The organism is Cyclobacterium xiamenense (assembly GCF_900109255.1).
GTDB classification, from domain to species: Bacteria; Bacteroidota; Bacteroidia; order Cytophagales; family Cyclobacteriaceae; genus Cyclobacterium; species Cyclobacterium xiamenense.
Genome location: NZ_FNZH01000006.1, coordinates 42425 through 57788 on the forward strand (window position 1 = coordinate 42425; position 15364 = coordinate 57788).

At 45.7% G+C, this 15364-nt stretch carries 12 protein-coding genes; all 12 read right to left on the reverse strand.

Going from position 1 to position 15364, the window contains the following annotated elements:
* Window positions 1-32: 32 nt before the first annotated feature.
* Window positions 33-1478: a RagB/SusD family nutrient uptake outer membrane protein gene (locus BMW71_RS17465; RefSeq protein WP_092176992.1), complete on the reverse strand. Its 1446-nt coding sequence runs from the start codon at window positions 1476-1478 to the stop codon at window positions 33-35.
* Between the two features lie 19 nt (window positions 1479-1497).
* Window positions 1498-4803, reverse strand: coding sequence for a SusC/RagA family TonB-linked outer membrane protein (locus tag BMW71_RS17470; protein ID WP_092176995.1), 3306 nt, complete (start codon window positions 4801-4803; stop codon window positions 1498-1500).
* A 146-nt stretch (window positions 4804-4949) separates the two neighbouring features.
* A complete protein-coding gene (locus BMW71_RS17475) occupies window positions 4950-5993 on the reverse strand; it encodes a FecR family protein (protein ID WP_092176998.1) in 1044 nt (347 codons plus the stop codon).
* Window positions 5994-6035: 42 nt separating this feature from the next.
* Window positions 6036-6668 carry an RNA polymerase sigma factor gene (locus BMW71_RS17480; RefSeq protein ID WP_092177001.1) on the reverse strand — a complete coding sequence of 211 codons (633 nt, stop codon included), beginning with the start codon at window positions 6666-6668 and terminating at the stop codon, window positions 6036-6038.
* 224 nt (window positions 6669-6892) lie between these two features.
* Window positions 6893-7399, reverse strand: a complete 507-nt coding sequence (locus tag BMW71_RS17485) for a DEAD/DEAH box helicase (RefSeq protein WP_317041161.1) — start codon at window positions 7397-7399, stop codon at window positions 6893-6895.
* 144 nt (window positions 7400-7543) lie between these two features.
* Window positions 7544-8989, reverse strand: coding sequence for a sulfatase (locus BMW71_RS17490; protein ID WP_092177004.1), 1446 nt, complete (start codon window positions 8987-8989; stop codon window positions 7544-7546).
* Window positions 8990-9159: 170 nt separating this feature from the next.
* On the reverse strand, window positions 9160-9558 hold the full coding sequence (locus BMW71_RS17495; RefSeq protein ID WP_092177007.1) for an arsenate reductase family protein: 399 nt from the start codon (window positions 9556-9558) through the stop codon (window positions 9160-9162).
* A gap of 172 nt (window positions 9559-9730) precedes the next feature.
* On the reverse strand, window positions 9731-10723 hold the full coding sequence (locus BMW71_RS17500) for an aldo/keto reductase (protein ID WP_092177010.1): 993 nt from the start codon (window positions 10721-10723) through the stop codon (window positions 9731-9733).
* Between the two features lie 136 nt (window positions 10724-10859).
* Window positions 10860-12140 carry an MFS transporter gene (locus tag BMW71_RS17505; RefSeq protein WP_244891210.1) on the reverse strand — a complete coding sequence of 427 codons (1281 nt, stop codon included), beginning with the start codon at window positions 12138-12140 and terminating at the stop codon, window positions 10860-10862.
* A 79-nt stretch (window positions 12141-12219) separates the two neighbouring features.
* Window positions 12220-12870, reverse strand: a complete 651-nt coding sequence (locus tag BMW71_RS17510; protein ID WP_092177016.1) for a GntR family transcriptional regulator — start codon at window positions 12868-12870, stop codon at window positions 12220-12222.
* 71 nt (window positions 12871-12941) lie between these two features.
* On the reverse strand, window positions 12942-13979 hold the full coding sequence (locus BMW71_RS17515; RefSeq protein ID WP_092177019.1) for a Gfo/Idh/MocA family protein: 1038 nt from the start codon (window positions 13977-13979) through the stop codon (window positions 12942-12944).
* A 1-nt stretch (window position 13980) separates the two neighbouring features.
* Entirely contained in the window at window positions 13981-15360 is a 1380-nt protein-coding gene (locus BMW71_RS17520) for a four-carbon acid sugar kinase family protein (RefSeq protein WP_092177022.1), read from the reverse strand.
* Window positions 15361-15364 lie beyond the last annotated feature (4 nt).

Below are 15364 nucleotides of genomic sequence, written 5' to 3' on the forward strand. Positions count from 1 at the left end.
TTCCAAAGCTAGCAGGTCTCACTAGCTAAATACTAATAACCCGGATTTTGGTCCGTGCTGGGGTCGATGGCTCCGTTAAAGTTTATTTCATCTAAAGGGAGAGGCCATAGGTAATGCGCTGGGGCAATGGTTATCCCTTTGTTCTTGGTCACAAACTCCTGAGCTCTGCCTGTTCTTTTCAGATCCAGCCATCGTTTACCTTCAAATTGAAATTCATAGGCTCTTTCCTGAAGGACAGCATCCAAAAACTCGTTAGTTTGTCCTGCTGAAAACTCAAAATCTACAGGAGAATTTGTTCCTACAGGATAGCCATAAGCCCTTCTTTTCACTTGATTTATGGCGTTTAACGCCTCGCCTGACACAGTACCTGAATGTCGAACTGTAGCTTCGGCAAAAAGCAATAACACCTCAGCATACCTATAGATGGGTAAGTCATTTCCCGCACCAGAATTTGAAACGGCAGACAGATCGGTATATTTTCTGCTAACAAGTGTGTTTGGACCTAAACCAAAATCAACATTATCCCAAAACTGCTTTCTAATATCCGCATCTTCCCATTCCACATAAAACGGGTTAGTGGCGTCACTATAATGTGCATAGGCTCCTCCAAAATTAAATTGGCCGGTACTAGGATGATTGAGTATAAAAAGTATGAAATTACCCTGACCTATTTCCCTTGCATATTTGAAATAAAATATTTCCTCCGAAGACGTAATCAGTTCAGGGCCATAGAGGTTTTGTTGATAATCTGCTACGCTATTGACTTGGACAAGCGAATATTTCCCGGACTGAATTACTTCAGCGGCCTTTTGGCTCGCCTCTTGATACCTTTCCAATTGGAGATAAACGTCTGCAAGCATGGTTTTTGCTGCAAACGTTGTTGGTCTGCCAACATGTTTGGCCGTCTCTAGAAGATTTGCTTCCGCAAAAAGCAAATCACTTAAAATAAGCTCATAAACCTGTTCCTCTGAACTTCGGGGAAGATCAATGTCGCGCATGTTATCCTCCGTCCTCAGGGGAACGCCTCCCCAATTGCGCACCAGATCAAAATAACATAAAGCCCGAAGAAATCTTGCCTCGGCCAAATTATAGTCGATGTCTTCCTGACTTATATTGGTTCCATTTGGGGTATTGAAAATAACCAAATTGGCATTTCTGATGGCTTGATAGAAAGAATTCCATCTCGCTCCGGCGGTATTGATGTTCGTTGCATTTAACCCCGCAAAATCATTATACTGAGCCCGGCTTCCGCGGCCGTACCCCCAGTCTGTATGAGCATCCAAAACCACGATTTGCTCGGCTCTCGTGGCCCTTATCGGTGAATAGATCGCATTTACCGCAGTTTCCACTTCTTCAGCCGTATTGTAAAATGTTTCGGCAGCAACAGTTTTCGGTTCTTCTACCAATAATCCTTCGCATCCACTTAGCATACAGGCAGGAGCAGAAATTAGCAGTATTATTTTTATGAAATTTTTCATTTTCTTATCGCTTTTATAATTAAAACCCGAGTCTAAATCCAAATGTAAGTGACTTGGGAATGGGGTAACTGTAATGGTCAATTCCCTGCTGTGTCCCAGCACCCCTTGAATTTACTTCCGGATCCCACCATGAATAATTGGTAAGTGTGATGAAATTTTGAGCACTTGCATAGACTTGTGCACTTCTAAACCAATTGCCATTGATGATATTCCTGGGTATTTGATATGCCAATTGGATGTTCCTAAACCTCAAAAAGGAGCCTTCTTCAACAAACCGATCAGAGACTCGGGCAGAAGTGCTTCTACTTATTCTCGGGTATTTGGCATTTGGATTTTCAACCGTCCAATGATCGTAATAAACTTCCCTTGGCATATTCAAGCCCTGCCCAAAATCCAAGGTACTTGGTATAGAACTTACGTTAAAAATATCATTTCCGTAAGATCCCTGAATAAACATACTAAATTCAAAATTTCTATAATTCATCGTGGAGTTTAATCCATAAATAAACTGTGGATTTGGATCGCCGATATAGGTTTTATCACCATTATTGATTGTACCATCACCGTTTAAGTCTTGGAACCGGATCTGTCCAGTTTCAGTGTATCCATCCTCCATAAAGCCATAAAATTGTCCAATTGGTCTGCCTTCCCGAAGGATGGTCAGATTATCCCCAATGACAAGCACGTTGACAAAAGCTCCCAGAATATCCTCTCCGTTGTTCAGACTTACTACCCTATTTCGATTGAATGCGATATTTCCAAAAAGATCCCACCTAAATGCTCCGGTTAAGACCTTCGCATCCGCACTGAATTCAATTCCTTTGTTTTGTACGGCTCCTATATTCTGAATCGTCGTAGTAAAACCCAATGAACTCGGCAGACGGACCGTATTGAGCAAATCCCTCGTATTTTTTATATAATAATCCGCATTAAATACAACCCTATCTTCCCAAAAGCCCATGTCCAAGCCAATATCAATCTGCTCTGTCGTTTCCCATTTTAAATCACCGGGAAGTATCGTACTTGGCGCAAAAGTATTGAATAACCGATTTTCAAATATTGTTCTTCCTGAGTTTAATTGATTCAGTGTGGCATAAGGATTAATGGCTTGGCTTCCTGTCAACCCCCAACTAGCCCTGAATTTCATGTCAGAAAGCAATGAGTTGTCGGGAAAAAAATTTTCATCAGAAATTCTCCAAGCAAAAGCACCAGAAGGGAAATACCCCCACTTATTTTCTGGGCTATATCTCGAAGATCCATCCGACCTGAAACTTGCCGTAAATAAATACTTGCCGTCAAAGGAGTAATTGACCCTTCCCAAATAGGACAAAAGTACCGCGTTCGAATATCCGGATGAAGGAATACCCGGTGTTGCCGATGCGGCTAAGCTATACGTCTCAAAAGCATCACTTAAAAACCCAAGACCACTGGCTCCCAAACTGGTGGTCAGGAAATCTTGGTAGGTGAATCCCGCAAGTGCATTAACCTGATGTTTGGTTCCTATTGTTTTGTTATAAGACAAGGTGCTTTCGCTCAGCAAACTCCTGAATTGAGAGGTATTAACACTTGCTCGTCCTGGCGAGTTTAAATAATTCCGTGTGGTATATGCGTCGTTACGGTTATCTCTATTTTCTATCCCTCCGGAAATTTTCAGGGTTAAATCCTCTATGGGATTATAGCTAAATGCCAAATTAGTCAATACGACATTCGACTTTGTTTCATTGGTTTGCTCGTTGATGAAATTAAGCGGATTAATAACGTCCACCGCAATAAATGGATATTCATTTCCCAGTACCCGATAACTTCCGTCATCATTGAAAGGCGAAGAAATGGGTGCTGCCGAAATCGCTGAACCAATCATGGAATTACCTCTAGAACCGCCCCCACTATCTCTTCTTTCCGTTGAAAGATGTGTAAGGGTATTTGAGAACGTCAGCCGAACTTTGTCGCTGATAGCATGATTGATATTGGTGCGAATAGAATACCGGTTGTAATCGCTTCCTTTAATGATTCCTTCTTGTCCAAAGAAACTTCCCGATATGGAATATTGGGTTTTGTTGTTACCACCACTCACATTCAACGAACTTGAAAGAATTGGCGCCTGCTGAAAAATCAAGTCTTGCCAGTCAAATCCCTCTCCGAAACCATCAAGCTGGGCTTGGGTAAAATAGGGGGTTAAATTGTCATTGGCTGCCTGCATGTTTTGAAGTTCTGCATATTCCCTACCGTTCATCAAATCCAGTTTTTTGCGGATGGTCTGTATACTATAGCTGGTCTCAAAATCAACGGTTGTTACTCCTTCCTTCCCCTGTTTGGTTGTAATTAATACAACTCCATTCGCTCCCCTTGAGCCATATATAGCTGTAGCAGAGGCATCTTTCAAAACCTCTATGCTTTCAATGTCAAAATTGTTCAGGTTGGTCGGATTACCTGAAAAAGGAAATCCATCAATCACGTAAAGTGGCTCGTTTCCGCCTTGAATGGAATTTGTTCCTCTTATCCGTACACTTATTCCCGCGCCGGGCGCTCCGGTGTTTTGTATCACCTGGACGCCCGCGGCCCTTCCAGACAGGGCTTGCATGATGTTTGAAGTAGGAAAAGCATTTATTTCGGCTGCTTTCACCTGAGATACAGATCCTGTCAGATCACTTTTCTTTACCGCACCATACCCCACGACAACAACTTCTTCCAAAGAGGATAAGTCCTCAGATAGAATAACATTGATGGCCGTTTGATTAGAAACGGTGATCCGTTTTGCACTATATCCGATAAAAGAAACTATCAATATAGCACCTTCGCCAGCATTTAACTCAAACTCCCCGTCTATGTTTGTTACCGTACCAATATTTGTACCTTCTACGAAAACCGTAGCTCCCGGAATTGGCTCTCCATTCTCGTCGATTACTCTACCATTAATTAATATATCCAAAGATCGACCTGCTTCTACAGAATTAGAATTTCCAATTTCCGACTTAACATGAATATTCTCGTTGACCTGCACAAAACTCAAATCTGTCTGAGTTGAAATAGATAATAATACTTCATATACAGATTTACTTTCTTCTACAACAGTGACCCGCTGTTTTAGATCTATTAAATTATCTGAAAACGTAAACTTAAAATCCGTCTTCGCTTCCACCAGCCTGAAAAACTGGCTCAATGACTTATCGGTGAGGTTTACGGAGATCTTTACCTCCTCAAGGGTCTTACGTTGTGCGTTCCCCGTACTGGCCAAAAGCACCGTACAGAAGAAAAACTGAATCAGAAACCCATATAGTACTCTTTTGGACAGCATAAGCAGTTGCCTAAGTATAGTTTTTTTCATAATATTGAATTGTTTAAGATTTGTACTTGAACAAGGCCTTGTCATCGTTCCACAGACGCAAGGCTGAAAGGAGGCAGTATCCCGTTCCCCCAAGAACGGATGCTGCCTTTGATGTTAACCACTGTCTAGATAGTCCATTTTTGGCGTTATTTTCGGTTATAAATGGTCACTTTCTTCCCCTCAATTTTATAGGCAATGCCTGAGGTATGGAAGATTCCGGCTAATACATTTTCTAACAATTCGTCACGGTAAATTCCGGTATATACCCAATTCTTGGGCATCCTGCCTTTTACCTGTATCTCCACTCCGTACCAGTTTTCGATTTTCCGCTGTACCGTGCCAAAGGCGTCCATTTTAAACACCAGGTGTTTGTCTTTCCATCCTAGTATCTCGAGCGAATCAAAACCCGTTTTGTAAAATTTACCGCCATCTTCCATCACCAGCATTTCGTTTGGCTCCAAGTTGACCTGATTGCCCTTTTCGTCATTTACCCGAACCTTTCCCGATACAAGGGCCACCGCTAGCTTGCCATCCTCCCCTTGGTTGACGTTGAAGGAAGTACCCAATACCTTGATTTGTGTACTGCCGGTGCTTACGATAAATGGCCTGTCAGCTTCGGATTGGATATCAAAAAATGCTTCTCCGGTTAGTTGAACTTCTCTTTTCTCAGCACTGAATTGCTTCGGGTAGTGCAGGGAACTGCCGGCATTCAGGTAAACCTTGCTTCCGTCGGATAGCGTGATCAATGACTTGATACCGGCCGGGTTAAATTTCTTGACAAGCGGTATCTCTACCGCAGCTATCGTTAACTCCTCTTGCTGAAACATCAGGGAATACCCCATCCAGCAGCAGAAACCTAGTACCAAAACGGCCACAAACTTTCGCAGGGAGAACAGATATAAAAAGGTTGATGTAGCCCTAGTTGAGGCAGTATTCCCGCTGGGAAGGTTAGTCGACCGAATAATATTTTCAAAGGATTCTACGTACATGGTATCCGAAAAAGCCTCCTTCTGTGTGTAATGTATGCCCCGTATAAGAACAGATGCCTGCAGGACCATCTCCCGCTTTTGGGGATACTCTTGGACCCATTTTTCCCAAAAATGACAGTTGTTGCTGTCGGGAAATTTGACCCACTGGATAAAAAATTCATCCATAAGGAAATCTTCCAATTCGTAATCACTATATCTCATTGATGTTGGATATTCCATATTATCTAGTACTACAATGAATGCTTATTTCTTTAAAAGATTCCTGAGGCTGTCAAGCGCCCGATAGATGATTTTTCGGGCCGATTTTACTTCATTCAAGTCCATCACTTCCGCTATTTCCTTGTAACTCATCCCCTCTTCATAAAGCAACAAAACTGCCTGTCTTTGCCTGACCGTGAGCTGATTGAGCGCCACTTGTATCTTTGCCATTTGTTCGCCTTCTTGTTCTTGCTGAATCAGTTTTGTTTCGAAGGAAACCTCAATGTGAAAAGAATCACCCTCCATAATTTCAGCATTGTATGTTGGTCCACCCTTCTTGTTTAACTCCCGGATCAAATCCCGCTGCAGGCATTTAAACAGATAGGCCTTAATACTTTTTACTTCGCTTAAACTGCCTCTCTTTCTACGCAGTCCAATAAATAGATTTTGGATGCAATCCTGAACCATTCCCTGATCCTTACTGATTTGGCTGCCAAACCCAAATAGGGAGGCCGCATGGATACGGTAGATGTAGTTAAAGGCCATCTCGTCCCCCGCGTCAAAGGCACTCCATATTTCCGTATCTGTTTTGTCCTTGAATAGCTCCATGGTTGCCGCATGCCGGTACGGCAAAGGGATGATGGGGGTGTTGGGGTTCTTTTTTGGGTTTATGTTCATGAGCGCTGGACATATCGCTTATATACTATAGAGGAAGATAAACGATAAAACGACCCCATAAAAATTATTATTTTTACAAATATTTTAAAATTAAAATTATATCCTGATTTTAGTTAAAATAAAAAAATATAATAAAAATACTTACCAATATACGTTAATATACCAATGATTATTTTAAAAAAGGATGACATACAACAATAAAAACATAGTGGAAATTACTATTTTCAAAAAAAAACTATGAAATATAGGTCCTTAAACCACCCGACTGTCCGTCTGCCATGGATCCGGGTTGGGTCCCATGGTTTCCTTAAGCGACCGGGGGTCCCGATCAGGATGTCGGTTCCGTACAGGTGTATCATTTGGGGATTGATCGACACCCCACCATACACCGCCATGGATTTTACGTTCCTTGGCAAGCCGTTCGTAAAGGTTTTTACCGTTTGATCGACCTGAATGGCGAGTTCCCGGGTAGGTACCAGCACAAGCACAGCGACTGCTCTACTTTTTACAGCGGTTTTTCCCTGAAACATTTCCAAAATCGGCAATACGTAAGCGGCTGTTTTACCGGATCCCGTCGGAGCCAGGCCCCAAATGTCTCTCTTTTTTAGAATCGCAGGTATCGCCTGGATCTGAATGGGAAAGGGATCGGCGTAGTTTTCGTCGCGAATTGCTTTGAGCAGTGGCGGCGAAAGACCAAGATCGGTAAAGCTCATGGCTACATTTTTGGTCAAAGGTAGGTCTTTTTTCGTGTTGTTCTTGAAGTGGGAGAATGAAAAGGACCGATTTACGGTATTCGGATCGTTGGAAATAATCACCAGCACATTCGGCTTTCGGGCAAATCACAAGAACGACCGACCACCACTCATCGTAAAAAATTAATCATTTAAAACACTGGGCACCGGAGCATGTACGGCTGCTACCCAATTTCTAAGTTTTTCCAACAGTTTTAGTGCCATTCCTGTTTCGCTGCCAGAAAGGTCCTCTTGTTCTGAACTATCCGTTCTCAGATTAAACAGTTCATAGCGATCGTATTCGTAATAATAAATCAATTTCCAATCGCCAGCCATGATTACCGAAGAGGGTACCGCACGCCAGTAATTTTTGGTTCCATCGAAAGCTGGCAATACCTCCACACTACCTCCCAGGTAAAGCGGAAAATGGAAAAAAAGTGAACGATCCCTGTCGAATGGCTCTCCTTTAAGAATTGGTACAAAGGAATCACCGTCCACCGGCTGGTTTTGCGGCAACTCCGCCGAGGCGATTTCTGCAAAAGTGGGCATAAAATCAACACCCGTTACGGGAATGTCGGATTTCGAACCGGCTTGGGTTACACCCGGCCATTTAATACAAAACGGTACCCGGATTCCCCCTTCGTAAAAAGTGCCTTTCCCCGCCCGTAAGGGAGCATTGTCCGTAACCGATGAAAGCCCCCCATTATCCGAGGTGACGATCACAACGGTGTTTTCTTCCAGATTCAACTCTTTTAATCTGTTCAGAACCCTGCCTACACTTATGTCTATCTGCTCCACCTCTGCTGCATATACCGGATCGTACTTTTTGGCTGACCCGCCTTTGAGCTTGTTTCTGTAGTAGGTTATCCGGTCCTGTCTTGCTACGAGTGGGGTGTGAACCTCCCAATGACTGAGATAAAGAAAAAACGGATGTTCTTTATTTTCTTCAATAAAATGGAGCGCCGCATCGGTCAGCCTTTCCGCCACATGATCATCGTTATAGTAGCGCTTTTCGTCTCCGTAATAATTGGTGATTTCGCCGATTTCACCCGCTGCGGATAACACATCGAAACCCTGATTATCGTCCCCAATATGCCATTTTCCAAGCCGGGCGGATACATAGTTCGACTTTTTCAGCATTTCAGCCAGTGATTCAAATTCCGGTGAAACCGTATTGATGCTCACCGGGATTGTATTGAACGTGGAGTTTTGGCCCTGAGTGGGCACTTTGAACCGCATTTTGGAAACATCGCCCCCCCTGGACAAACCCTGCGGAACATACACCTGATGACGTGGCGAGTACATACCGGTCAACAAACTCGCCCGCGTAGGGGCACAATTAGCAGCCGACGGGTAAAATCGGGTGAAGACCATTCCCTCGGAAGCGAGTTGGTCGATATTGGGCGTTTCGTAAAATTCGGTCCCATTGTACCCCACATCCATCCAGCCGAGGTCGTCGGCAAGGATAAGCACGATGTTTGGTGGTGTATTTTTTTCTCCAACAGTCTGCCCTTTCGCCTCCTCAGGAGAAAACAAATTCAAAAATAAAGCTACTGCTACACTACCGGTAATTTGGGGGTTAATGTTCATTTCTTACACATCAAATCAATGCAAAAAAATAGAAAATAATTTCATCAAAAAAGTAATGCCCCAAAGAAAAATTCCCTTTCAATACAAATTAAATTTCTCTTTACTTAAAAAATCAGAAATCTAAGACAGGAAAGATTCGTTTACATGCTACACTACCCGGAATAGAGCGTTTATGAATCGTTTCCGCTTATTTCATTGAAAACCATGTCTATCTGAATGGTATCCCTTGGATATTCTAAAACCGATGCCCCATTCGCTGAAATCAAAATAGGCGTTTTCAAAGCCGATTTCTCCTTAATCAATACCGTCAACAGATCGGTTTCATCCATATCTTTTCCTTGAATGTTTGCTTTGAAATGCTCAGATTTCTTGTCGAAAAGATCGATTATACGTTTGTTAAGTTTTTTGGCCAACTCTAAAATCTGGGTTGGGGTCAAATCATTTTTTGAGACATCCAATTCATTGATTACATGCTTATGTAGCGTCAAAGCATACGCAAAGGCTTCCCTGTCTTCCAACTTTTTACCGTTATAAAGAAATTTGATTTCGTTTTTGTCCAATTCAAACATGGTTTTACTAATTTTAGAAATCTAAAAAATGGAATCAATTGCATGAATGTCAACCATAAATGATGCCAGTATTTTCGGTCATCTTTTTTTGGTTGCCGAATCATTTATCCCCAAACCGCTCAAATTTCTATTTTATAGCAAAGAATGAGAAAGACCTCGGTTCCCTAAGAAATCAAATCACTCTACTGTCCGTCTGCCATAAATCCGCGTTGGGTCCCAGGGCTTCCTTGAGCGGACGGGTAGCCTCGTCCAGTGCGTTTATTAGTGCGGGTCTGAGCGTTACCTGCGCGCTCGCTGCATTTTTCCTGACCTGTGCCGCATTTCTGCCACCGACGATGGCTGCCGCCACGCCTTGCTGGTACAGTAACCAGGCCAAACTGATGTTCCCCATCGACACCTCCGCCTCTTTGGAAAGCTCCTTGATCTTCGCGATGGTTTGGAAGGTCAACGCTTCGCAACCATCCTCCTGGTGCCGGGATTGCGAACGTTCCTTTGTGAAATGCCGGGTTCGCGCCCGGTCGTCCGGAACTTCCATTTCAGAAGTGAATTTGCCGGTCAGCAATCCCTGCATGATCGGGGAATAACAGAGAATCGGTACCTCATCGGCGATGCATTGGGGAAGTATCGAATACTCAATGGCCCGAAAAAGGAGGTTGTAGGCCATTTGGTTGCTGCTGATGTTGAATCCGGATTCCTTGCAGGTATCCAGGCTTTGATTGCCGAAGTTGGACACCCCGTAGGCGCGGATTTTTCCTGCATCCCGGAGTTCTTGAAGCGCTCCCAGCGTGTCCGCCAAGGGGATCTCCGGGTTCGGCCAGTGGAGCTGGTACAAATCAATGTAATCGGTTTTTAGATTTTTCAATCCCCGTTCGCAGGCTTTCCTAAGGTTTTCCGGCTCGAAATCGGCCGGGCCGGCTTTTGACGCGATGATAATTTCCTTCCGCTTCTCCCCCAGCGCCCGTGCGAGCAGATTCTCGGAGGCGCCTGCCCCATAGGCTTCTGCTGTATCGAAGGTGGTAATGCCCTGATCAAAGGCGGTTTTGATTGCCGCCAGAGAATCCCGCTCGTCCTGAGGTCCCCAGTTGAAGCCGCCAACGATGGCCCAACAGCCAAAAATCAAGCGTGAAATTTCTAGATCGGAATGGGGCAATTGGTAGGTTTCCATGGGTATCAGTCAACGGTTTTTTTCAAAAAAAGGGAATTTACACACAAAATCAAACTCCCAGGTCCAAACAATTCGAAACGTTTTCGTTACATACCCCTTTCTTAGCTAGCGGAATTGGAGCTTATGCATGAAAGTCCTAGACTTTTTTAAATTTTATTGGCTGATCGGGTTTGACATTCAACCACATTAGGATCGCGAGTAGATTCAACACGGTCCCGATGATAAAAAACGGGGTGACCGATCCGGTCCAATCCCGCAGGTACGGAAACGCAAGCGCCGTAACGAAGGATCCGATATTTCCGGCCATATTCATGGTGCCCGAAACGGCACCTGAATGCGATTTCCCGATATCGTTGCACAGGGTCCAGGATGGGCTGATGGTCATATCGGCTCCAAAGATCGCAACCGACAGAAACAAAATCGCCAGGGTGACTTCCGTTGCAAATAAGCTGGCTAGCAGGCCTCCTGCCGCCAGGGTAAACCCGATAGCAGCCGGGATTACACGCGACCACTTAAAATGACCGTTTTTATAAATGGTGTCCACCAGCCAGCCGGAAAACATGTTTCCAAATGCACCCGCCACCAAGGGCAGGGAGGCATATACCCCTGCCTCCAGGTTGTTTAGCATAAACTGTTCCTTCACGTGTGGAAAAAGCCAGGTGAGACAAAAGAAGAACGTGAAATTACTGGCAAAATACTGCCCCATGGCCAACCAAAGGTTGCGGGATTCCACCAGCGACTGCACGGCAAAGGTAGATTTCGCCTCCACCCCTAACTTCGACAGGGAGAGCCGGATTTCCTCCTTCTCAAACGCGGATACCCGGGGGTGCTCCTCCGGATCATCCCGGAAAAGCAGGTACCATGCCAGTGCCCACAGAATCCCCAGAAAACCCAGGGTAAAAAACGTGGTTCGCCAGCCAAGGGAATCAATCGCCAGCGCCACCAACGGAAGGGCAAAAGCGGCACCAAACCTACCTCCGGAGAAATTGATCCCGTTTACAATGCCACGCTCCCGAATGGGAATCCAATGGTATACGGCCTTGGCTATTCCGGGATAGGCGCCCGCCTCCCCTACCCCAAACAAAAACCGGATGACAAACAGCGAGATAAAGCTGGTGACTGCCCCAGTCAACGCCGTAAACAGCGACCACAAACTTACCACGGCAGCCAGGGCTTTCCTGGGACCAAATCTATCGGATAGGATACCAAGCGGTGTCTGAAAAAGCGCATAACCCAGGGCAAACATGGACAACACCCAACCAAACTGCTTGTCACTCAACTGCAGGGCTTCGGTCATCGGACCCTTTGCCACGGAAATACCGATGCGGTCGACGTACACCAGCATGGACAAGAGAAAGGTACCCGCCACCATAAAGTACCTACTGGGAATAAAGGGCTTGTGATGTAAGTTGTGCACGGTTATTTTGGGTTAGGTGGATCGTATTTTCCGGGCAGAAATCAGGCATCGATCCCAACCGGCGTCGGACAGGGGTCGGTTAGGTGTTCTGATTCATGGCATGCATCAATTTTTTTTCAATGACCTCCCTGGACTTGGTTAAATGCGATTTCATCGCTTTTTCCGCCGCTTCGCCGTCTCTGTCCAATATGGCCTCCACAATATCGAGGTGGTCTTGCAGGGTTTCTTCGGGCGGACGAATCAATCCGATTCGCTCGATATAGGTGATGAGATTCCCTTGCTTAAACAGCTTGTACAGGTAGTTATTCTTGCATTTTTCTACAATGAAGTTATGAAATTGGGTATCGGTTTTTTTGTACGCTTCGTAGTCTTCTTCCTGACCATCCTCCGGGGGGTGAAAAAAACGACGGAGTTTGGCCGCCTCTGCCGGTGTATAATTCTTTGCCAGAATGCCGGCAGCAGTGGATTCCAGCGCTATCCGGCAATCAAATATTTCCAGAATCTCCTTGTCATCGATGGTCTTGACCTTAAATCCGGTCTTGTTTTTGGGCTCTATCAGGTTTTCGGCCTCCAGCATGTGCAAGGCCACGCGCAGGGGCGTACGGCTTATCCCCATTTGGGCGGCCAACTTTTCCTGGATGATTTTCTGCCCGGGGGCCAATTTTCCATGAATGATCATCTTCCGTAGCTCACGGTAGGCCTGAATTCCTAATTCATCGTTTTTTAACATCTTCTTACGATTCGATTGGCACAAAAACCTTTAGTATACGGTATACCAAATACCAAAATACGCATTTTCACTTATTTTATCCGGTTTATTGGTACATTACTTTTTAAACGGTCGGATTGATAAATCGCTTCGACCACTTTTAGGGTCTTCATGTATTCCTGAATACCGGTTTCGAATGGGGAATTGGTGACAATACCCTGGATAAAATGTAACTGACAGGCATACACACTGTCTCCGGAAAACCCATTTTCGGTGGGTTTAAATGGGGTTTTATAGGCGGCAAGTCCCAGGGGTTTGTGGGAAATTTCGCCATTGGTATGCAGTATCAGACTGCCCTGATCTCCCTCGACCAGCATTTCTCCAAAGGTAAAGCGGACATTGTTGTGAAGGGGTTCGTTGTAGCGGTTGGCATCGAAGAGCGCCGTACAGCCGGACTTAAAGCGAAAAAAAACCATGCCCGTATCCTCCCCCTTGATGATGGGATTGAGCGTTTTCAGGTTGGCAAAAACCTCCGCAACCTCGCCTTCCAAATAGCGGAAGGTATCTACGAAATGAACACCCGTTTCGTGTATTAGCAAGCGAGGCATGGTCCGAAAATAAGGCTGCCGATCCAGGTAGGCATTCTCGCCCCAGCCATCTCCCAGGCGCATCTTGAAGGTATATTGAAAAACCTTTTTGCCGATCTTCCCGGCCTGTATCAGGGACTTGATTTCCCGGTACCAGGGCTGAAAGCGCCAGTTTTCATGGACCATAAAACGAACCTTAGCACCTTTTACCAGGTTGCAGATTTCCCGGGCTTCCTTGTACGTATCGGCCAGCGGTTTTTGGCAGATAATGTGGATCCCTTTCGCAAGCGCGAGCTCGATAAGGGACTTGTGGCTTACGGGAGGTGTTACAATATCGATAAAGTCGGGCTTTTCCTCTTCCAACATCGCCGCTACATCCGCATACACGTTGGGAATCTTAAAGCTCTTTGCATACAACCTGGCCTTTTGGATATCCTTGTCGGCGACCCCCGTGATTTCTACCTCCTCCATACGGGACCAGGCGTCTCCATGAAACTGACTGAAGTATCCCGCTCCTACTATTACCCCTTTTAGTTTCTTCATTTCAGCGATGGGTTGAGGTAAACAAATCGTACACCCGGGCAAGGCTTTCTTCATCCCCGACGTTTCCAGGGTACACCACGTAGGGAATGCCTGGAAACTTGGTTTCGTCTCCCAATTGCCATACCGGAACGCCCGGAATCACCTGCCCCAAAACCACCGCTCGCTTCATCCCAAGCCCTTTGACGGCGATATCGTTGGAGGTGATGCCACCTTTGGCAATCAAAAATCCGGGCTGAATACCGAGCATATCAACCATTTGCACCAAAAATCCGGTTACCTTTTCGCCTATGGCCAGGCTGGCCTCTGGACTGTCCCCCGAAACGAGGGTACGAGAAGTATACACCACGGCGTTTACACCCGAGTCCAAACACTTTTCGACGGTTTCCACGACCTGTTGCAGAAGATCCCGGTTGGCACCTTCGGAACCGATGACTGCTTCCACCGATACCGGAATGGCCTGTATACCTGGTTTTTTTACTAGCTGCTCCAGTTGGGCGGTGGATTTTTTGACATACGAGCCCACGATGACCAAACCGCCCCTGCCCGGTATCCCAGCCGAAGGTGTCCAGGCCAGGGCACCCATCCCGCTGAATGCAGAAACAAAGGAAGCGGCGGTTCTGAAATTGAACCCCTTGCCGCTTTTTACCAATTGATGCAGCGCCAGGCAGATTTTTTCCAATTCCCGGTAGGACGTGTTGTTGATCACCATCACTTCATTGCCGGCAAGTCCCTGCAATTTTTCGAAAATCGCCGCCTCTCCTGCGGCGATATCTGCAAGGGTGAGGCTTTTCACGGCTTCCTGTTTTATTTTCCCGCCTGACTTCTCCTCCACCCATTTGGTCAGGTCGGAATGGGTGTAGCCAAAGCTCTTGTCCTTAGCAAAAACCGTCTCCGATACCGGCACCTTGTGCCCGCTTTCCACGATGTAATGTACGTTGTTCTCGGTGATTCTTCCCCCTTCAAAAAAAGCGGGGACTAGTAAGGTTGGAAGATTACCCAGGCCTGCCCCCTGGCTCAGGGCTTCGACTTCTGAGGGAAAATAGCCCCGCAGCGTGGAATCACTCCTACTGATCAGCAGGAAGCGCCGACCGGTTTTTTGTGACGCGTAAACCAGATTTTGGCCGATTTCCCGGGCGCGTTCGGTAGCGCTTGCCTTGGGCAGGCTTCGGGTATTGGCCAACACAAAAAACAAGGGTGTTTGCTGCGTAAATTCATAAATAAACGCTTCCCGGGTCCAATGGCCCAAAACGGGAACATCATGGGCCGTCTGGGTACCGGTGGGATCATCGTCCACAATTACCAGCGATACCTGCTGCTCCAGAAATACCTTCCTAATTTGATTGCTGTAGGGCCTGCTCAAGGAATCTTCAGTAGTCATCATTCGC